At 67.2% G+C, this 18136-nt stretch carries 11 protein-coding genes and 1 pseudogene; 7 read left to right on the forward strand and 5 right to left on the reverse strand.

Translation table 11 applies throughout. The annotated features are described in order from the left end of the window. Positions 1-13 precede the first annotated feature (13 nt). Together OG558_RS24060 and OG558_RS24065 are read left to right on the forward strand one after the other, a co-directional pair. Positions 14-3904, forward strand: a complete 3891-nt coding sequence (locus OG558_RS24060) for a hypothetical protein (protein ID WP_405065011.1) — start codon at positions 14-16, stop codon at positions 3902-3904. Continuing rightward, positions 3901-5400 carry a hypothetical protein gene (locus OG558_RS24065; RefSeq protein WP_405065012.1) on the forward strand — a complete coding sequence of 500 codons (1500 nt, stop codon included), beginning with the start codon at positions 3901-3903 and terminating at the stop codon, positions 5398-5400. The genes OG558_RS24060 and OG558_RS24065 overlap by 4 nt, the downstream gene beginning before the upstream one ends. Positions 5401-5820: 420 nt before the next feature. Here OG558_RS24065 and OG558_RS24070 read toward each other — a convergent pair. Both OG558_RS24070 and OG558_RS24075 read right to left on the reverse strand, forming a co-directional pair. Beyond that, positions 5821-6270, reverse strand: a pseudogene (locus OG558_RS24070) (IS1634 family transposase); the annotation flags it as partial. Then, positions 6271-6636, reverse strand: coding sequence for a hypothetical protein (locus OG558_RS24075; protein ID WP_405065013.1), 366 nt, complete (start codon positions 6634-6636; stop codon positions 6271-6273). A 211-nt stretch (positions 6637-6847) separates the two neighbouring features. Between OG558_RS24075 and OG558_RS24080 the strand changes: the two genes are divergently transcribed. Next, on the forward strand, positions 6848-8974 hold the full coding sequence (locus OG558_RS24080) for an NACHT domain-containing protein (protein ID WP_405065014.1): 2127 nt from the start codon (positions 6848-6850) through the stop codon (positions 8972-8974). Positions 8975-8976: 2 nt separating this feature from the next. Here OG558_RS24080 and OG558_RS24085 read toward each other — a convergent pair whose 3' ends face one another. Beyond that, positions 8977-9666 carry a hypothetical protein gene (locus tag OG558_RS24085; protein WP_405065015.1) on the reverse strand — a complete coding sequence of 230 codons (690 nt, stop codon included), beginning with the start codon at positions 9664-9666 and terminating at the stop codon, positions 8977-8979. Positions 9667-9885: 219 nt separating this feature from the next. Here OG558_RS24085 and OG558_RS24090 point away from each other — a divergent pair, with 219 nt between their 5' ends. Then, positions 9886-10050, forward strand: a complete 165-nt coding sequence (locus tag OG558_RS24090) for a hypothetical protein (protein WP_405065016.1) — start codon at positions 9886-9888, stop codon at positions 10048-10050. 70 nt (positions 10051-10120) lie between these two features. Here OG558_RS24090 and OG558_RS24095 read toward each other — a convergent pair whose 3' ends face one another. Continuing rightward, the gene (locus tag OG558_RS24095; protein WP_405065017.1) at positions 10121-11101 is read right to left on the reverse strand and encodes a pentapeptide repeat-containing protein; all 981 of its coding nucleotides are present in this window, start codon (positions 11099-11101) and stop codon (positions 10121-10123) included. A 231-nt stretch (positions 11102-11332) separates the two neighbouring features. Between OG558_RS24095 and OG558_RS24100 the strand changes: the two genes are divergently transcribed. Both OG558_RS24100 and OG558_RS24105 read left to right on the forward strand, forming a co-directional pair. Beyond that, positions 11333-12224, forward strand: a protein-coding gene (locus OG558_RS24100; protein ID WP_405065019.1) for an IS5 family transposase whose coding sequence is annotated in 2 segments (ribosomal slippage) — positions 11333-11688 and positions 11687-12224 — 894 coding nt in all. Because the reading frame shifts where the segments join, the coding sequence is not laid out codon by codon here. A 28-nt stretch (positions 12225-12252) separates the two neighbouring features. Then, complete coding sequence (locus OG558_RS24105) at positions 12253-12771, forward strand: hypothetical protein (protein ID WP_405065021.1); 519 nt, start codon at positions 12253-12255, stop codon at positions 12769-12771. Positions 12772-13066: 295 nt separating this feature from the next. On the opposite strand, the gene OG558_RS24110 is transcribed toward OG558_RS24105, so the two are convergent. Further along, a complete protein-coding gene (locus OG558_RS24110) occupies positions 13067-13495 on the reverse strand; it encodes a hypothetical protein (RefSeq protein WP_405065022.1) in 429 nt (142 codons plus the stop codon). Between the two features lie 175 nt (positions 13496-13670). Here OG558_RS24110 and OG558_RS24115 point away from each other — a divergent pair, with 175 nt between their 5' ends. Next, complete coding sequence (locus OG558_RS24115) at positions 13671-17891, forward strand: BTAD domain-containing putative transcriptional regulator (RefSeq protein WP_405065023.1); 4221 nt, start codon at positions 13671-13673, stop codon at positions 17889-17891. Positions 17892-18136: the final 245 nt, after the last annotated feature.

An 18136-nucleotide genomic window follows, 5' to 3' on the forward strand; every position in this document is an offset into this window, starting at 1 on the left:
GACGATTGGCGTCATGCTTCCGTTGCGGCTGGAGACTCGGTTCACCACGCCAGATGCAGGACATGGCTGGCTGTTGAAAGTCCGGGTGGTTCCGGATGCTGCCTCGCTCGATCGCCACGATCCGTTGCCGACGGTGGTCGAGCTGGACGCGGTGGAGCGGCTGTGGCAATTCGCCGATGGTGATCTTGGTACTGCCCACTCCCAGACGCAGTGGCGACGGTTCGCCGCCCAAGTTGGCGCCGCCCGAGGTGCCTGGCTGGCCAGAGCGTTTCCGGCGGTCGAGGCACCTGACGCTGGCTGGACGATCAACCGACCGGAGGTGGGAGGCATTCGAGACGGACTGGCGGCAGGCCGGGTCGGTGGGCTGCCGAAGAGCCTTGAGCTTTGGATGGGCCGGTCCGGCGCGGCCCCTGCTCGGATCGCCCAGCTCGAGATCGATCACACCAAGCTGGGCCTGGATCTGCCGGACCCCGCGAGCGAAGAAACTCGATGGTGGTCCTCGTTCAAACATGCGCAGGAGGTCGGGCTGGGCATCGAGCTGGATATCGGTCCGGTCACTCCGGACGACATCGACGTTCTCTATGTCGTCGGAATCGGCGAGGAGAGGCCCGATCAGTTGTTCCAGAACCACAGGGATGCGGGCACCCTGGGCGTCCTCGCGCTGGGCGCGCCGACGAACACAGTGGATGGCGAGCCCGCTGCAGACCTGGCTCGCGACCCGCAGGCGTGGCTGGATCTGCTGACCAATCAAGGTCCGCAGACCGGAGCACGGGCTCTTGGCCATGCCCTCGCCGGTGACCGCTCGGCCTTACTGCCGCTGCCAGGCGGAGACACCGACTATCGTCAACTGAACCACGCGCTGGTCGCGGGGCTGTGGTCGGCGCTGTACGGGCATGCGATCAAGGACATTTGGGGCGCGGGCAACTCCGGCGACCTGCCCTTCGAGTTGGGAATCTGGGCGGCCGGCAACCTGATCCCGGACGGTCCGGTGCCGCCGATCCGGGTTGGTGATCAGCCGTACGGGGTGCTGCCCGTGACCAGTGCAGCTCGCTGGGTCGCCGATCCGAAGGACCCGCGGGTCGAGATGTCGATTCTCAAGATCGGCACCGGCCTGCGCGATGCCGCGGCTGAAGCGGCCGACCGAGCCGGGACCACTGTGGGCGCCGACACCGATCGCTTGCTGGACCTGGTCGGCCAGTTGCCGAACTCCCGCGGGTACGCCTGGCGCTGGCAACTCTCACTGGACCTGATGTACCAATTGAAATGGGCTTTCGGACAAGGCATCTCGTTCGCAGACCTGGTCACCTGGTGGAACAAGCTTGCGCAAGCGGCGCTCGATCTAGGCGGCCCGCCGGCCCGGCGCTATGCCACCATAGGCTTCCCGCAGGACCTTCGGCTTCCCCTCGTCGTGCCTACGAATCTCGGCGTGGATCACGACCTCTACGAGATGTTGAAGCGCCTGCACCAGGCTCCCGCTCAGTATCTGGCTACGCCGGGCACCCTGGCGGAGTGGTTTCGGCCGATCCCGAACAGCCTGCTGTTCAGGCTGTTGCTTCATGCCCGGCTGGTGGACGCCGCCGAGGTGGTCAGAGCGAGCGCTCGCGACGCCGGGCCGCTGCTCGAACCGATCCAGGCCTCGAGCATCATCCCGACGGCGCTGTCCAGTTGGGGTCGGCAGTTCGACGAGCATCTGCTGACCGGCGATGCGCCCAGCCAGCTGTACGAACTCGGTCGAAAGGCCATCATCGAACTCCTGGACGAGATCAGCCGGCTCGGGCCTGATTTGACCGAGCTGGAGCGAGCGTTCCGGGGAGCGCTCGACACTGCGTCGTACCGGATCGATCCCTGGTTGACCGGCGTGGCGTGGCGGCGGCTGCAAACGCTGGTTGACACCGATCCGGAGACGGTCTTCTGGTTGGGTGCCTACGGTTGGGTGGACTCGCCGAAGCCGCGGACTTCGTCAACCTTCACACCCGAGTACCTGCACGCGCCGTCGCATGAGCAGGCGTTGACGGCTGCGATCCTGCGAGACCGTGCGCTATCGGACCAGGACGTGTCTCGATGGAAGATCGAGCTCGAGTCCGACCGTGTCCGGCTCGCCGCAGAGCTCGCTGCCGAGGTCCGGCTCGGTAGGCACCTCAGTGAGGTCACCGGCCGGTCGGTCGAACACTTGGTCGGAACCCGAGCCACAGTCGACGCCTTGAGAAGGGCTTATCCGATCCGGAGCGAACACGGCGGACGGCGTACTTGCGACGGCCTGCGGGTGATCGCTGACTCCACCGACAATCCGGCCGCGCTGCTTGGACTGGGCCTGAGCCCTGAAACGCTGGTGGAGATCGGAAAGCTATCTGTCGCGGTCGACGTCTACGGCGACCTGCTGGTGTCCGACGCCGTGTACGACGTCGTCTCCGGTCGGACCGATCAGGCTGCGGCGGCGATGGAGGCGGCTGCCGGCCTCGCTGCCCCGCCCACACTGGACGTGATCCGAACACCTCGTGGCGGGCGGACAGCTCGCACTACGGTGGCCGTGGCCATCCCAGACGTTCCCGGCCCGGCTGCTCCCGACAGCCGAACCAGCCCTGGTCTGCTGGCCGAGCCCGCGGTCGCGGCGTTCCTCGAAGCCGTGACCGGCGCACCTGACAGTTCAGACTGGACCTGGCAAGCCCGGGATGCGGACGGGCTGATGCTCGACACGATGACGCTTGCCGACTTGGAGTTACTGCCGATCGATACACTCTCGTTGTCTGCCGCCGACCTGTCCGCCCAAGTACTGACCCAGGTGCCCGGTGCTGCATGGGCGGGACCCGTTGGCGGTGTAGCGGATGGCCCAGTGGAGCTACCGGCGCAGGGAACGGCGCAGCGGTTGGCCGATTTGCTCGGCAGCCGGCCGGCGTTGCCCGCGGACGTCGCGATCGCCGGTGAACCGCCTTCGGCGACGGACGTACAGGCGGAGTTGGCCGACCGGTACTCGGCAGTGCACGCTCTGGCTCAGGACGCGCAGGCGACGATCGGACTCGCGGTCTCCGGTACGGCGTCCGAGCAGGCGGTGGCGCTTCGGGACGCTCTGCGCTGGGGGATCACCCCTCTGACGGCAGACGATGCACCGCTGGGGACTCTGGTGAGCAGGGCGGCTGCTGCACTGGCAGAGCGGATCCAGAAAGCCCCGCTACCGGAGGCCGTCGCCGAACTCGCCCCGGCCGGCATTGCCAGGGCGATGTCCGAGCTGGTGTCACCCGAAGGCAGATTGCCTGTGCTGGCCCGGATGGCCCTGGCTGCATTCCCCACCTCGGTCACTGCCGAACCGGCCGCGGGACCGCCGGCCGACGGCACTGGTCGAATCGATGGTGAGTGGCTCGAGACCGTGGCTGCCGTCCGTCCCGCCCTCGCCAGGCTGGAGGCTCATCAGCTGAGTGAGCGGATTGGGCTCGGCAGTCCGTTCGCCAGCTGGACAAGTCGCCCTGGCGACCCTTGGCAAGTGGATCACACGTTCGACGCTGAAGCCGGAGCCGGTCTCGCGCACGGCCTGCTGGCCGAGACACAGCTTCTTGCGGTCTTCGGTCCCGTCGGTACCTTCGATCCGCCCGCCGACCCAGCGCAGACGATCGCGCTCGGACTGCTGGACTCTTGGAGTGAGGTGGTCCCCGCGACCGACCACGCTACGACGGCTGCGTTCCACTACGACGCTCCGGGTTCGCGAGCACCGCAGGCGATACTCCTCGCTGTACCACCGGATGTCTCGATGCCGTTGGACGCCGAAACGCTGATCGACATCCTCGCAGAAACCAGGATCCTCACCCGAGCTCGCGCGGCCGGTCAGGCCGAGCTGGACGCACACGCGGCCGGGCTGCCACTGATCACGCTACCGGTCGACCAGCCGACCGGTGTGGAACTGGCGCCGAAATGACCCGCATCGACCGTGACCGTCGGCTGGAACCGATCCGACCGGGTACCGACCTGGAGCGTGGCTTCCGCGCCGAAATCGCCGATCCGGCCTGGTTCCTGGCGCGGCAATGGCACCTGGGCGAGCATCAGGGTGAGGACGCCGCGTCCCCGGTCAACGTGAGCTACCGGGCTTCGCACGACGCAATCAACTCCCTCGACGGCACTCCGGCGACCGATCCCGCGATCACGCCGGCAGAAGCCATCATCGAGTCCGAGCCGCAGGAATGGTGGACCGCCGGGCGACGGATTCGGATCGGGATGGCCGCCAGGCAGCACGTCCCGGCAGCGCATGCGGATGATCTGACCCTGCAGTTGGCCGGACTCCCCGTCCCGTACGACCGGCTCGACGGCACCGGGTACGACGGGCTGGCTCTTTATCTTCGGCGCATGGAGCTACGCCTCCCCGAAGGCGTCTTCGCCTCGGTGCCCGCGATCGAACCGGCCGACTTCTGGAACCCTTCCGAGCTGAACTACAGCGCCAAGTTCAGCAGCGGTGACGTCGCTCTCTCGGTCCCGAAGCACGACGGTGGCGACGTGGACTGGTTCTCGGTCACCGCGGACGGTCCGCTCGTCGTGCCAGTGGATCCGCCCAAGCAGGTGGACGCCCTGCCGACCCGATTGAAGTACCCGGGAGCACCCCACCCGCGCTGGTGGCAGATCGAGAACGCGCACGTCGACATCGGCGGTTTCCCGCCCGATCGCAGCCACTTCGCCACCATGCTATTGATCGATCTGGTCGTCTCGCATGCGGACGACTGGTTCAGCTTCCCCATCGAGGCGAGAGCCGGCACCGTTGTCACCCTCAACGAGGTGACCGTCCGCAACTCCTTCGACGAGGACGAGACCATCACGCCGCCCACCGACTGGTCGCTGTTCAAGGTCGCCGGCCTCGCTCCGGCCTCGCTGGCGATCTGGCCGACAGCAGTCTCTCCGTTGAGCAGCCGAGTGGTGGACGAGGTCATCGTCGGTGTCGACGAGGACGCGAACGTGCTCTGGGCAATCGAACAACGTGCCGCAGGCAAGGAACTCGCGCCGCCACCACCCACCGAACCGCCGCCCGCGGGACCAGGCGAGGTGCTTGGCAGCCTCCCGGCGACGTACACCTACCGGGCGGGCATCGGCCTGCGGCGATACTGGCACCCGTACGAGATTCAAGAGGTCGACGGCCGCAGAGTGTTCGTCCAGGGACGACTAGCCGACCTGGACGTGCGTCCGCCGGCACTGATGCCTGCGCCCGTCTCGCCGCTCCTGCTCGATCCCGCCGCGCCTGCCTCTGGACCGGTCCACCGGATCGAGCCATCCGCCGTACCTGTCACCGGCCTCCGGCTCCATCGCCAATGGATGCTCGCCCGCCGAACTGATGGCCTGCCGGTCCTGTGGATGCAACGCCGCCGCCTACCGTTGGTCGGCCCACCAGTATCTGGCCTCCGCTTCGACGCCCTTGAACAAGAGGTCTAGCTGCCGCCGGACCTACGGCGTACCTGCATGGTCGAGACTTATATCATTTAGTTGTACTCGGTCAGGTCGGTAGCAGCCGGGTGGAGCTAGCTGAGGTCTAGAGTCGGCGAGCGATCGTCTTCAGCCTGGGTGGCCGCGCGCAATGATCGTCAACGCTCCGAGCCGGATCCGGGGGGCATCACAGACGGCAGCGCCAGCCGACCCGGTCCGCATCGCACTGGGACGCGGACTCGTTGGGCGGCATGGGGACTGCTAGCCCTTCGGCTCGCTCGATCGCGGCCCGCGCACCGTCGGGGAAGCGGCAATCGACGTGTACCCGAGCGGGGTAGTCCGGATGGCGGAAGCGAGTGGGACGAACCTGCGTCTGATGGAACCCCAGGTTCGGCAGATCGTCATCGTTCAGGTCTGACTTGTGCCAAGTTAGTGCGCACTGTCGTGGCCGTGGATCGTTCGCAGGATCTTGCGCAGGTCGTTGGGTAGCGGGTCGGCGGCAGTGATGGTGTGGGCGCCGGCCTGGATTTCGATGGTGCGGTAGCGGCGGGTGGTGCGGACGAACTTCTTGATCGACCAGCCCGTCGTGTCCTCGATCCAGCGTGAGACCGCGAGGGCGGCGAACACGATCGTCAGGTGGGCGTCGATCGAGTCGCGTTTGTGGTGGTAGATCGGCCGCGCGGCGAGGTCGCTCTTGGACATCCGGAACGACTTCTCGATGTTGAACAGCCGGTGGTAGGCGTTGATCACGAACTCAGGCCCGGCGTCGAGGTTGGTCACGTAGCCCTTGATCCCGGCCAGCGCCCGGGCCTTGGCTTCGAGCTCACGGTTCACCTTCTTCGTCCCGCCGGTGAGGTTGACGAATCTGTTGCGCTTCACTCAGGCCAAGCCCGCGACGGCCAGCTCGGTCACCGGGACGCCGTGGCTCGTGGCCACGGACGCCAGCTCGCCAATCCAGTCAGGCCGCGGAAAGACATAGAACGGCTGTCGGCTGAGTGGACGCTGGTGGTAGTCCCACAGCTGTCCCAAGTCCACCCGCACTTCATGCCTCGTCACACCGATCACGGTCGTCGTCTTCAGCTCGAGCTGCAGGGCCTTGCCCGGCCGGGCCGGCAACCAGGCGACATCGATATCTTGTCCCGCGGTCGGCCACCACAGCGCAGCTTTCGATTTGAAGCGGTACGCCAGATACTGGCTTGCCCAGTGCTCGAGTGTCTTCTCAGGTGCGGAAACAGTCCCTCTCACGTCCGCGAATGCTACTCACAGCCTTCCACCACCGCGACATACCAGGTTCGCGCGTCGAGTCGCGCTGAGGTGCTGATGTCGGTAAAGGTGATGCAGTGGACGAGAGCGCGATGACAGATCGACCTTTGGGACGTGGTCATCTCGGTGCTTGGTGGCTAGAGAGAGCGACTTTGGGGGCGCGATGAAGGGGCGGAGGTGGTCGTCTCGGTCGGTGGTCGTAACTGCTGTCGGAAGTTTGATCCTGGTGGCTGCACCGACTTGGTGGTTGCTGACCCGTACCACCATGTCCGACGGCGCGGCGGTTGCGAATGTTCTTGCGCTGCCGTTCGGCATCATCGGTGCTGTCGCGGCGGTCTATGGGCTGCGGTCGCGGCCACCAGCAAATGATGGGGGATTGATGCGCCAGCAAGCGCGGGCGTTGACCTCCGCAGTGGCGACGGCTGAAGCCCGTGCGCTGATGCAGTTGCTCGGTGATAATGGCGAGCCCAGACCGGCGGACGTCGGCTATTCCCAGCTCGACGCGAGCCTGGTCCGATGGCGCAGCGATGGAGGCGACCGGACAGGTTCGCTTGCGACGGTTGCTGGCTACTACAACAGCCTCCAACGCGGTCGTCTTGTGGTTCTCGGCGAAGGCGGAGCGGGCAAGACAGTCGTCGTGCTGCGCCTCCTGCTCGATCTCGCAGCTGCAATCCTCGATGGTCCTTCTGATGTTCCGGTGAAGGTACCCATCCGCTTGAGTCTCTCTTCGTTCCGGACCTCAGTGACCACGGTTGGCGAGGCCCGGGTTGAGCTCGACAAGTGGATCGCCGATCACCTCGTTTCAGTTCACAACGTTCACCCCGCGACGGCGTCCGCACTGATCGCCGGCGGCTGGATCCTTCCGATCCTCGATGGGCTTGACGAGATGGACCCCGAGGAAGCCGTGCCGAACAGAGCGAGTCAAGTGATCGACGGACTCAACCTTCCTGTTGGTCCTGCACCGACTGCGGTCGTCCTCAGCTGTCGGACAGTCAGATACCAACAGCTCGCGGACGACGAATCGTCCGGCGAACCGCTTCAGGACGCCACCGCGATCGTGCTGCAACCGCTCGACGTCGAGCAGGTCGGCGCATGGCTTCACCATCGATTGCCACATCCGGATCAACGAGCCCGTTGGCGCCCGGTCCTGTCAAGCCTCCGCGCGCATCCCAATGGCCGGCTTGCCCGATGCCTGTCATCACCGCTGCGGCTCTACCTGGCGTTGACGGTCTACGATCGGGTCGGCACGAAGCCTCAGGTACTTTGTGGTCTGAAGTCCGGCGAGCTGGATCCGCATCTGTTCGCCCGATTCATACCCGCGCTGGCCGCCCACCACCCTCGCGGGAACGGTGCGCACTACGAACCAGCGGCCGTCGAGCGCTGGTTGCGAACGTTGGCTCGTCACCTGGCACGCTCCGAGCAGACGGGAGGTTCGGCGAGCGAATTCACGATCGAAGAACTCTGGCGTTCAGATGGCGATCCTCCCGGGCGAGGGATCCGCGAACGTGCGGTAATACTCATCATCCTCGTCTTCTGGCTCCTCTGGTCACTGGACTTTCTGCTGGTTGTCGGCGTCCAGGCACCATTTCCCGCCAAGGCAGCAAACCTGGTCGGTGGACTGGTCGTTCTTCTCTACAACGTTCGCATCGCGCGTTCGCCGGAGCCGCGGCAGCCGGTCCGAGTGGATCTTAGGCAGATCCGTTCGCCGCAGACCCGCCACCGGCTCAGATCTAATGCTCGCGATGGCATCAGGATTGGACCGCCGGTCGGAATCATTTTCGTCACGCTGCTCTTTTCCCTCAGTCCGGAGGCTCGGTCCGGAGAGGCAGGGCTTGTCGTGACCGTGATCAGCATTGCCCTCTTGGGGATGTTGCTGGGCGTGGTCATGGGCCCGCTTCTGGCAATGCTGGGTGGGTTCGTCGGCGGTCTGCAGGCGATTCACGACTCGGCCACTAAGCCGAGTGAACCACATCAACAGGCGAGGCGAGCGATCCTGCTGGTGGCCGCGCCCGGTGGATTCATCCTCGGGCTTATTCAGAGCGCCACCGATGGTCTTGCATCTGGCATTGTCTTCGGGCTGGTGTTCGGATCCACGTTGGGCTTCACAGTTACCCGTGCGAGTGGCTGGTATGTCCAGCACCGTCTGTACTCCCGGAGAGGCTCTCGCACCGGCGAGCTTCCTAACGATTTGTCAGAGTTTCTGGACTGGGCCTACCAAGCGGGACTACTCAGGCTGTCTGGTTCCAGTACCGAGTTCCGTCACCGTGAGGTCCAGTTGCACTTCACACCACCTAGTCCAACAGATGGCGAGCCCACTTGAAATCAGGTTCCCCTCTCGCCTCGAGGTGGGGAGACCGACCAGCGGTGCGCCCCAGGGAGGGGCCGAAGTGTGACTGAGACACCCCAGCTCGCGGTCGACGGCAATCTAGTCTGTCGACGGGCGGTGGCCTTGCGCGGCGGTTTCGGCGGGGAGGTGCGGACGACGCGGGGTTTCATGGGGGCGAGCTGGGCGGGGTCGCCGGTCTCGTCGACGACGCCGAACCCGACGTGCCGCAGGGCGCTGGTGAGTTGCCCGGTCCGGAGCAGTTGCGCGGCGCCGGGGTCGATGACCGCGGCGTCGAGTGTCTCGGTCAGCCGCTGCTCGGTCGGTGCGCTGACGGCGTGGCCCTGCACGCGGGCTTGCGCCCGGGCGGTTGTTACGAGCTTGTGGACGAGTCCGTGCCGGCGCAGCGTGAGCTCGCGGAGTCTGCGGCCGTCGCGGGACACGTGCGCCTGGCGCAGCTCTTCGCCGAGGTCGGTGAGCTCGGCGATGCCGTCGGGGTCGATGCGGACAAGCAGGTTGGCCAGCCAGGCCGCGAGCGTTGGCTTGCGGAGCGCTTTCACTGCGGCCCTGCTGCTGTCGCCGGCGTCCTTGGCCTGCTTGACGACCTGGTTGCGGGCAGCGGTGAAGTCTTCGGGTGGCAACCCGTAGAGCTCGAGTGCGGCTGCGGCGACGTCCACGTCATCCACCATGCGATCACCGCCTGCCCGGCGGCAATCGCCGCCGGGCAGGTGTATGAATCGCGTGGCGGGCGCATCCTGGCGTCGTGGCAGAGTGGCGCTGCGGGAAGTGCGATGGGGCGGCGGATGTCCCGGAGCATCACCGGTTGTGCCCGAAGCGGGATCAGCGCCTGGAGATCAAGCGGATCGTCCGGGTGGTGTGGCCGCGGTTCGGCCGTGACGGGGATGTTGATGAGTCCGGCTCGCCGCGCTGACGTGGGCGTGGTCCGGCTGCCTGCGGATCTGGTCGGTCCGGTCGACCTCGAGCTGGCCAAGGCCGTTGATGAGATCCCGGGGGAGCGCGCGTTGCCGGGCGGATCGCGCTACGAACCGAAGTGGGATGGATTTCTTCACTGAACCCATCGAGCCAGGGGCTGCCTGCAATTTGACTTTCTGCATCGCAACAGGGCCTTGGGGTCCATGCCGGTCACGGGCTGCACCGAGGCCGCGCAGGCAGAGAGATAGTGTCCGGCCACAATGTCGTCTGGTTCGAGCAGGCACTGTCCAGACCTATGGCACCAACCAGACTTGTGTCGCGCAGATTCACGTTTCTGAGATCCGCGCCGGTCAGATCCGCGCCGTTCAGGTCCGCGCCGGCCAGGTCCGCGCCGGCCAGGTGCGCAGCGAACAGGGTTGCGCCGTGCAGGTAGGCGAACGTGAGGTCTGCGCCGGCCAGATCCGCGCCATCCAGGTCCGCGCCGTCCAGGTGACTGTCGCCCAGGGTCGCGCCGCTCAGGTCCGCACCGAGGAGGCTGGCGCCGCGGAGGTTTGCGGCTTGCAGTATCGCGTGTGTCATGTCCGCGTCGTTCAGGTGCGCGCCAGCAAGGTTTGCGGAGGTGAGATCCGCCGAGGCCAGATTCGCGTGAATCAACGTTGCCTCGTGTAGTTCTACGTCGCCGAGGTTGAATCCGGAGAAGTCAACTCCATCAAGCAGCATCGTCGGCAGAGGCCCGAGTTCCGTCTCGGGGCGGGGTAGGGGTTGATTGCTCAGCACCTGTAGCGCCGCCAGTATGTCGGCTGGAACGGGCTTCCGCGCTTGTTTCTGCGGATGCGATGTTTCACCGGCCTGGACGCGCACGAGTGCGCTGAGGATCTCAACGACGGCTTCGTGATCGCCGGGGGCGTCACGCAGGAGACGGGCAAACGAGTAGACGCCGCCGAGGCGGACGGCGACGCTGTCGGAGCCTAGTTGCTCGACGGATCGTGAGATCCGTTCCGACGTCAGCTGTACCTGAGCCTGCCGCGCCTGCTCGGTTGACTGGCGAACGGCTTGGCCGGAGAAATACAGGCTGCCGAGTGTCGCAATCAGCGTTGCAATAGCGCCGATTATGGCCGCACGAATGGGCCACGGACTGTGATCTGTCGCGCCAGCGCGTCGTTTGGACTGGCCAGCAATGTGGGGCCGCATCGTCTGGTCACTGCTGCCGAACTAGAACGACGGGTACCGAGAGAGACGACCCCGAATCGCCACTTTCACCATCTATGTCAAGCACGTCATCCACCCCCAATAGCAGTCTGAGACCGGCCAGGCAGCAGCACAACCAGGGAGTGGCGTCGAGACCCTGGGAGAGACAGAAGAGTTCAGTCAACTAGGGCGTGTCTCCTAAATGGTGGCTGGTTGGTCGGTGATGCTGGTGGGATGTCGCGTCTGGCTGTGTTGAGCGATGCCCAGTGGGCGAGGATCGAGCCGTTGCTGCCGTCGTCGGTTGGTCAGCGGGGGCGGCCGTTTCGTGATCATCGGCAGGTGGTCGAGGGCATCGTGTTCCGTTTCCGGACTGGTGTTGCGTGGCGGGATTTGCCGGCGGCGTTCGGGCCGTGGCAGACGGTCTGGAAGCGGCACCGCAGGTTCAGCGCCGATGGCACCTGGGACCGGATCCATGCGCGGCTGCTGGCCGAGGCGGACGCGGCCGGCGAGGTCGATTGGAACGTGTCGGTGGACTCGACGATCAATCGTGCGCATCAGCACGCGACGAACCTGCCGCGTGCTCTGGGTGGCACAGGGGGAACGATCGAACTACAAGAATCCGCGCGGTGAACCGCCTGATCACGCGATCGGGCGCTCGCGCGGTGGCCTGAGCACGAAGATCCACCACGCCAGCGACGGCAGGGGCCGGCCGCTGGCGATCCTGGTGGGTCCGGGCCAGGGCCATGACTCACCGATGTTTCCGTACCTGCTCGCCGCGATCGCGGTGCCACGGATCGGGCCGGGACGGGCCCGCACCCGGCCCGACCGGGTCCTGGGCGACAAGGCCTATTCGTCGCGCGCGAACCGCGCCCTGCTGCGGGCCCGCGGGGTCGTCGCGGTCATCCCCGAACCCGCCGACCAGCAGACCAACCGCAAACGACGCGGCCGCCACGGCGGCCGACCGGTCGGCTTCGACGCCGAGATCTACAAAGGCCGCAACGTGGTCGAACGATCCTTCAACACCCTCAAGCAATGGCGCGGCCTGGCCACCCGCTACGACAAACTCGCCCTCACCTACCGCGGAGGCGCCGTTCTCTGCGCGATCGTCAGCTGGCTACGCCAATAAGGAGACACGCCCTAGTCGCGCGGCGATCGTGCGATCCGCTGGCATTGCGCGGCTCTGGTCGCGCCAGCGCAAGGACCTGACTGCACAGTTCTCCGACATTGCGCGGGCTGCTGTCGCGCAACTGTCGGACGGGGTCGTGTTGGACGGCGAGCTCGTGATCCTCGTCGACGGTCGGCTGAGCTTTGACGCGTCGCAGCGCCGGCTGGTCACGGCGCCGTCGAAGGCGCGGCGTCTGGTCGCGTCGGTCCCGGCGTCGTATGCCGCGTTCGACGTGCTGGCGGTCGGCGGGGTCGATCTGCGTACCCAGCGCTGGTCGGTACGCCGTTCCCGCTTGGAACAGCTGGCGGCTGGCTGGTCCGCGCCGTTGCAGGTCTCGCCGGTGACCGCTGACATCGGCGAGGCGCGCGAGTGGTTCGAGGTCCTGCCCGAGGCGATGGGTGTGGAGGGACTGGTCGTGAAGGGCGCCGGGCTGCGGTACGTGGGCGGCCGACGCGAGTGGCTGAAAGTCAGTTCTGGCGGGGTGGGCTGTGTCCGCTTGTCGGAGTGAATACATCTGCGCTGGTCACGGCCGCCTTCATGTGGGTGGTGGTGTGAGCGACAGGTGTCGCGCACGACTCCTGGTTCCAAGCGCCAGGCGCAGAAGATCGGATACCAAAAGCCGCGGTTAGGGACGGGTTCGGTCGGCGGAGTGAGTCTCCGCCCAAGCCCGGGATCTGTGGCTCGCAGCATCAGGCGGCCTGCAGCATCGGTGAATTCGGTGCCATCGTGTCTGCCAGACACTCGACGACGACGGGTCGTCCGGATGGTTCGGACGACCCGCGAGTGCGTCGTCGGCGGCGATATCAGGCCTCGTGCGGTGCCGAGTGTTTCCGGCGGCGTTGTACTCCGAGGGTGATGCCGAGTCCGGCGCCGCCGAGGGCGAGGCCGCCCAGCGCAGTCAGCGTGGCCGAGCTGGTGGCCTGCCCGTTCCCCTGCTTGACGGGCTTGACCGTGACCTCGTTTCGCGGGTTGTACGTCGGGTAGTTCGGGGGGCCCTGTGGCTGCGGTGTGGGGTGGACCTCGTACCGCGGGTTGTAGCTCGGGTAGTTCGGGGGTGCCTGAGTCGGCATGGTGGCGACTGACCCGGCGGCTGAGTGGGGCGCCGGCGGTTCGGTGGCGGTGGCAGGCGCGGCTGTCGCCATGGCGGCGAGCCAGATCCCGGCACCAGCCATCGTCAGCGCGGCCAGGCCTTTCTTCCAGGTGAGGGATGTGTTCGTTCCGTGTGCGGACATGGCTGCTGTGCTCCTGTTCTCGCCTCGGGTGGGTCCACCGCTGTTGGTGGTCCGGGTGCGCCCGGGCGGTCGGTGTTGTTGTTGTCGCTCGGGGCGGTAACGCGCCGGCTGAGCCCGGTAACACGCCGGTAACGGCGTACTTGACCGGCGCGATGACCGGGTTGAGAGTCGAGGCGTGGGTATCGCCGTTCTCGGCCCGCTCACGATCGAGGGGGAACAGAAGGTTCTCGGACGACGTGATCGCGTCGTACTCGCCGCTTTGGCCGTGCGCCCCGGAGAGGTGGTCAGCGCGGAGGTGCTGGCCGACGTGCTGTGGGGCGACCGGGTGCCGCCGACTTGGCCGAAGGTGGTGCAGGGCTGTGTGGTCCGGCTCCGCAAGATTCTCGGCAGCCGCGCGATCGAGACCTTGCCGCTCGGTTACCGGCTTGCGGTTCCACTCGACGAGATCGACGCGCAGCGGTTCGAGCGGGCGGTGGGGCGTGCCCGCGAGCTGCTGGCGGCCGACGAGGCCGAGCGCGCCGCGGTGGTTCTGGCGGACGCGCTGACGGTCTGGCGGGGCCGGCCGCTGGCGGAGCTGGACGGGTGGGATCCGGCCCGGATCGAGGTGGCGCGGCTGATCGAGTTGCGGCACGCGGCCGAGGAGTTGTATGTCGAGGCCGCGCTGCGGTCGGGGCAGCACGAGAAGGTGATGGCCAAGGCCGAGGCGTTCGTGGCCGAGGCCCCGTTGCGGGAACGCCGCTGGGCATTGCTGGCCACGGCGCAGTACCAGGCCGGTCGGCAGGGCGACGCGCTGCGAACGATCCACCGGCTGCGCGCGGTGCTGAACCGCGACCTCGGGCTGGACCCGAGCCCGGACATCGACGCGCTGGAGCGGGCGATCCTGCGCCAGGATCCGTCGCTGGTGGCCGAGAGCTCACTGCCGGAGCCGAGCCCGGTCTGCCCGTACCAGGGCCTCAGGTCGTACGACGTCGACGACGCGGATGGGTTCTTCGGCCGGGACGCCGACGTCGCGGCGTGCCTGCGGAAGATGTCCGACGGCTCGGTGCTGGCGGTGGTTGGCCCGTCGGGGTGTGGCAAGTCGTCGCTGGTGCGGGCGGGTGTTGCGGCCGCGTTGCGGCGAGACGGGAAGCGCGTCGTGGTGATGACGCCGGGGGTACATCCGATCGCTGCCCTGGCCGTGGCGATGCCGGGCCGCGGGCCGGCACCGGTGCTCGTGGTGGATCAGTGCGAGGAAGTTTTCTCGCTGTGCGGGGACCCCGCCGAACGGGAGGCCTTCCTGGGCGCCTTGACAGCGCACGCGGCGACGGCGCAGCTGATCTTGTCCTTGCGGGCCGACCGGCTCGCCGATGTCTCGGCCCATCCGATGTTCGCCCGTGTTGTGGACCAGGGTTTCTACCTGCTGGCGGGGATGACCGAGGCCGGCCTGCTGGCGGCGATCGAGGAGCCGGCCCGGCTGGCGTCGCTGGTGGTGGAACCGGGGCTGGTCGATCTGCTGGTCAACGAGGTGGCCGATCAGCCGGGCGCGCTGCCGCTGATGTCGCATGCACTGGCCGAGACCTGGCGCCGCCGTGAGGGCCGGACCCTCACTGTCGCCGGCTATCGCGCCTCCGGAGGTATCCGTGGTGCGGTGGCGCAGTCAGCTGAGCAGGTCTACGAGCAGATCGCGCCGGGCAAACGCACGGTACTTCGCGACCTCCTCCTGCGGCTGGTCACGCCGGGCTCGGACGGCGAGCCGGTCCGCAGCCGGCTACCGCGGCGGCAGGTTGTGACCGGCGCCGAGAGCGAGGCCGTGATCGACCTGCTGGTCGGCTCCAGGCTGGTCAGCAGCGACGACGGTGTCGTGGAGCTCGCTCACGAGTCCCTCGCGCGGGCATGGCCGCGGCTGCGGGAGTGGCTCGACGACGACCTGGAAGGCCAGCGGATCCTGCACCACCTTGCGACCGCGGCCGACTCCTGGGACACGCTGGGCCGCCCGGACAGCGAGCTGTACCGCGGTGTCCGGCTCGCCAAGGCCCTCGAGTGGCAGGTGGCCCGTACTCCCACCCTCACCGGCATCGAGCGGGACTTCCTCGCCGCGGCCAAGGTGCGGTCAGAGGCGGAACTGCACGCAGCCGAGGACCGGGCCCGTCGTCAACTCCGTGTCAACCGGCGGCTCCGCGCCGCCCTCGCCACCGCGGCCGTGCTGCTGGTGGGTGCGCTGATCGCCGGGTTGGTCGCGGTCCGCCAGGCCGACCGTGCCGGGCAGGCGGCGACCAGTGAGCTCGCCCGTCGGGTCGGGGCCCGCGCGCTGCTGACCGATGACATCAGCCAGTCACTCCTGCTCGCCGTCCACGGTGTCCGGCTCGACAACTCCCCGGAGACACGGACCAATCTGGTGGCCGCGATGAGCAGGCGCCCGCGCCTGCTTCGGTCGATCCCCGCGCCCCTCGGCCGAACCGACAATCTCGAGGTCTCACCCGACGGCACCCGGATCGTCGCCGGCGACGACAACGCGACCTTCGACCTGTACGACGCCAGATCAGGGCGGGTTCTCGGCTCCTACAGCTTCGGTTCGGTACCAAGGGGCACGCGGGTCTTCACCACTGCGCGGTTCAGTCCGGACGGCCGGCTGATCGCGGTGACCGCCGCAGACGACTCGGGCGGTCCCATCGATCCAGACTGGCCGATCCGATTGCTGAGCGCCGACACCTTGCACCCGGTAAGGCGACAACCCTACCGATTCCAGATCGACCCCTCGCAGTACTCCAACTACAGCGTGGCATTCAGCGCAGATGGTCGCTACCTCGCTGCCGTGGCCCAGACATGGAAGGCTTTTTACCCCTTTGGCCTGGAGTGGGACCTCCGCGCAGTTGACCGGCTGCCGCACAGGTTGGCGCTTCCAAACGCCGACGGAAATGGCTCCGCCCCGGCCCTCACTATCAGCCCCGACGGGCGGACCATCTACACGCAGTACCCGCTGACGGCCTACGACGTAGGCACTGGCAAGCAGGAGTGGCTGCGCCGTGATCTCCGGGGGAGCTCGAGGGTCGCGATCACGAGGAGCGGCGGCCTGCTGGCGGTTGAACAGCCTGTTCCGGGGCGGGTCGACAGCGCTACGACAGCTTTGGTCGACGCGCACACCGGCAAGACCGTCAAGGTGCTGCGCAATCATGCCGACCCACCCCGCGCCCTGGCCTTCTCCCGCGACGGCAAACTGCTGGGGGTGGCCGAGGCGGGCGGGGAGGTCGTCGTCTGGGACGTGGCCACCGGCACCCCGCGCGAACGCATCACGACCGCAGAAGTGTCGTGGGCCGTTGACTTCAGTCCGGACGCTCACGCGCTGTACACCGGCGGCAACAAGGGCATCCTGCGTGTCTACGACCTGGCCGGGCAACGGCAGTATCTGCGCCGAACGCAGGCCGTTCCCGTGCGCCGCTACCAGTACGTTGTCCCGTCCGACGACGGAACCAAGACGGCCTACCTGTGGCGGGACGGCGCTGCGTCTTGGGTGAGTTTCACGGACACGACCAGTGGGACCACAACCACGCCCACACGCCTTGACCTTGACCTCCGCCAGCTAGAGCTAGCACGGACGGCCGCGTCGTGGCACCCGAGCGGCGTGCGCCTGGCCATCCACGACCAGTCAGGGATCACGGTCCTCGATTCCCGGACCGGTAAGGTGCTCAAGGAGGAAGCGAGCCCTCATCTGAGCTCGATCGCTTACATCGATCACGGCGAACGCCTCGCTGTCGGCACCTGGCAAGGCATCAGGTTCTACGGCGCGGACCTGTGGCCGGAAGCGGACAACGTCGTCTGGCCCGCAGACTGCTGCACCGCGCCGTCCCCGGACGGTAAGACCGCGGTGCTCTTTGAGGACCCCGCGGACGCCGCCAGCGAGCATTGGCGGATCATTCACACAGACACCGGCAGGGTCATCTCCCAGGGAGTCCTGGCCCTGCGCCTCAACGACGCGACATACTCGCCCGACGGTCGACTCATCGCGGGCACTGGGGTCGGCGGTGAGCTGGTCACCATCGATGTCCGGTCAGGCCTGGTCGAGCGCGCACCGACGACAGGACACAATGACGAGGGTCTCTTCGTCCGCTTCTCACCAGACGGCACACGGATAGTGTCAGGAGCCGCCGACGGCACCGTCAGCCTCTGGGACGCGCAGTCTCTCGACCTGCTCGGCTCGGTCGCCACCTCCACCGCAGACAAGCCGGTCGCCGTCTCCCCAAGCTTCACCGGCGGCAGCGACATCGTCACCATCGCCGCGTACGACGGAAGCACCTACCGCTGGGACACCCGCATCGACCAGACCATCGCCTACGCCTGCACGATGGCCGGCCGCAACCTCACCCACGACGAGTGGAGCCAGGCATTCGGCGACCGCCCCTACGAGAAAACCTGCCCCTGACCGCAACGGTCTACCCCGGCAACTGGTGGTCCGCTGGCCCCGCCGACGACAGTGACCACGGACGACAAGAGCGTCGTCAGCCCAGGTCGCCACCGGGGCGCCACCATCAATGCCGCCGGCCCCGGACCTCGAGAACGGGTGTCGGACACCCAGCAGAGGCCTGGTAAGCGACAAAGCACGACAGCTTGCTAACCCCGACGAAAGGTCAAGCAACGCGACACGGTCGAGGTGATCGTCGGCGGGGT

Source organism: Kribbella sp. NBC_01510 (assembly GCF_045040325.1).
GTDB lineage: Bacteria > Actinomycetota > Actinomycetes > Propionibacteriales > Kribbellaceae > Kribbella.